This window comes from Rhodoferax sp. RT4P68 (genome assembly GCF_056521305.1).
Genome location: NZ_JBWMBB010000044.1, coordinates 1 through 2,499 on the forward strand (window position 1 = coordinate 1; position 2,499 = coordinate 2,499).

The 2,499-nt window shown below is 65.5% G+C and carries 2 protein-coding genes; both read left to right on the forward strand.

Annotated features, from left to right (window positions below; all coding sequences use genetic code 11):
- Window positions 1-105 precede the first annotated feature (105 nt).
- Window positions 106-1,644, forward strand: coding sequence for an IS21 family transposase (gene istA, locus AC099J_RS31550; RefSeq protein ID WP_479619261.1), 1,539 nt, complete (start codon window positions 106-108; stop codon window positions 1,642-1,644).
- Entirely contained in the window at window positions 1,634-2,425 is a 792-nt protein-coding gene (istB, locus tag AC099J_RS31555) for an IS21-like element helper ATPase IstB (RefSeq protein ID WP_479619262.1), read from the forward strand. The genes istA and istB overlap by 11 nt, the downstream gene beginning before the upstream one ends.
- Window positions 2,426-2,499: the final 74 nt, after the last annotated feature.

Consider the following 2,499-nt stretch of genomic DNA (forward strand, 5'->3'; position numbering starts at 1 on the left):
TGTTGATTTCCACGCAGAACTGACCCACCGCCACAGGTAATTTCCGTCCAAAACTGACCCACGTAAGAACCCTAACCTGCTGCTTTTAGTGGCAGGAGCACAGGAGTGATTGACGTGGCGACATTGAGTGTCATCAGGCGTTGGGCACTGCGTGAGCATCTGTCCCTGCGCGAGATAGCCCGGCGCACCGGCCTGTCTCGCAACACCATCAAGAAGTACCTTCGGGCCGGTGAGGCCGAGCCGCGCTATGCCAAGCGCGTCAGCCCCAGCAGGCTCGACCCATTTGCCGAGAAGCTGGCCGGCTGGCTCAAGACCGAGACCGGCAAGTCGCGCAAGCAGCGGCGCACGGTCAAGCAGATGCATGCCGACCTGGCCGCGTTGGGCTACGACGGCTCGTACAACCGCGTGGCGGCCTTCGCGCGTGTCTGGCTGGCCAGGCGGCAGGAGGCCGAGCGAACCACTGGCCGCGGCACCTTCGTTCCGTTGACCTTCGGCGTTGGCGAGGCGTTCCAGTTCGACTGGAGCGAGGACTGGGCTGTCATTGGCGGCGAGCGGACCAAGCTGCAGGTCGCGCACACCAAGCTCAGCCACAGCCGCGCCTTCATCGTGCGGGCCTACCTGCTGCAGACGCACGAGATGCTGTTCGATGCCCACAACCACGCGTTCCGCGTACTGGGCGGCGTGCCTCGGCGCGGCATCTACGACAACATGAAGACCGCCGTCGACAAGGTGCGCCGTGGCAAGGAGCGCGACATCAATGCGCGCTTCGGCGCCATGGTCAGCCACTTCCTGTTCGAGGCGGAGTTCTGCAACCCGGCCTCGGGCTGGGAGAAGGGCCAGGTCGAGAAGAACGTGCGCGATGCGCGCCATCGGCTCTGGCAGCCCGCGCCGGCCTTCGCCACGCTGGCGGCCTTGAACGACTGGCTGGAGGCGCGATGCACGGCCTTGTGGCGCGAGATTGACCACGGCAAGCTACCGGGCACCGTCGCCGACGTCTGGGCGCAGGAGCGGGCACTGCTGATGCCGTTGCCGCGTCCCTTCGATGGCTTCGTGGAGCACACCAAACGCGTCTCGCCCACCTGCCTGGTGACGTTCGAGCGGGTGCGCTACAGCGTGCCGGCCTCGTACGCCAACCGGCCGGTGAGCCTGCGCGTCTATGCCGAGCGCGTTGTGGTCGCGGCCGAGGGCCAACTGCTCTGCGAGCACCGCCGCGTCATCGACCGCCGCCACGACACGATAGGCCACACGGTCTACGACTGGCGACACTACCTGGCGGTGCTGCAGCGCAAGCCGGGTGCGCTGCGCAACGGCGCACCCTTCGTTGAACTGCCAGCGGCGTTCCGCCAGCTGCAGGCCGCTCTGCTCAAGCAGCCCGGTGGCGACCGCGAGATGGTCGAGGTGCTGGCCTTGGTGCTGCACCACGACGAGCAGGCCGTGCTGACCGCCGTCGAGCTGGCACTGGAGGCCGGCGTGCCGACCAAGATGCACGTGCTCAACGTGCTGCACCGGCTGCTGGACAGCAAGGCTGCGCCGCCACCGGTGACCGCACCCCAGGCGCTGCGCCTGGTCCTCGAACCGCTTGCCAACGTGAAACGCTATGACGACCTGCGGACGTCAGAAAGGAAGGTGCGCCATGCGCCATGACCCTGCCATTGCAGCCCTCGTCATCATGCTGCGCGAACTGAAGATGTTCGGCATGGCGCAAGCCGTCTCCGAGTTGGCCGAGCAAGGGGCTCCGGCCTTCGAGTCCGCGCAGCCGATGCTCGCGCAGCTGCTCAAAGCCGAGACGGCAGAGCGCGAAGTGCGGGCCGTGGCCTACCAGCTCAAGCAGGCCAAGCTGCCGGCGTACCGGGACCTGGCAGGCTTCGACTTCAGCAGCAGTGAGGTGAACGAAGCCCTGGTGCGCCAGCTGCACCGATGCGAGTTCATGGAGAACGCGGAGAACGTGGTGCTGGTCGGCGGTCCGGGCACGGGCAAGACGCATCTGGCCAGCGCCATCGGGGTGCAGGCCGTCGAGCACCATCGACGCCGGGTTCGCTTCTTCTCCACGGTCGAACTGGTCAACCTGCTCGAGCAGGAGAAGGTCTGCAACAAGAGCGGGCAGATGGCCCACCGCCTAGCCCACATGGACATGGTGGTGCTCGACGAGCTGGGCTACCTGCCCTTCAGCGCTTCGGGCGGGGCCTTGCTGTTCCACCTGCTCAGCAAGCTCTACGAGCGCACCAGCGTGGTCATCACGACCAACCTGAGCTTCAGCGAGTGGGCCAGCGTGTTCGGCGATGCCAAGATGACCACGGCGCTGCTGGATCGCCTCACGCATCACTGCCATATCCTTGAGACCGGAAACGACAGCTACCGGTTCAAGAACAGCTCCGCTCAACCCATCAAGAAGGAGTCCAAACCGAAGAAGTTATCCACACCATGAGCCCCGCTGGGCTCGATCCAGGGTGGGTCAAGGTTCGATGGAAATGGTGGGTCAGGAATACGTGGAAATCAACA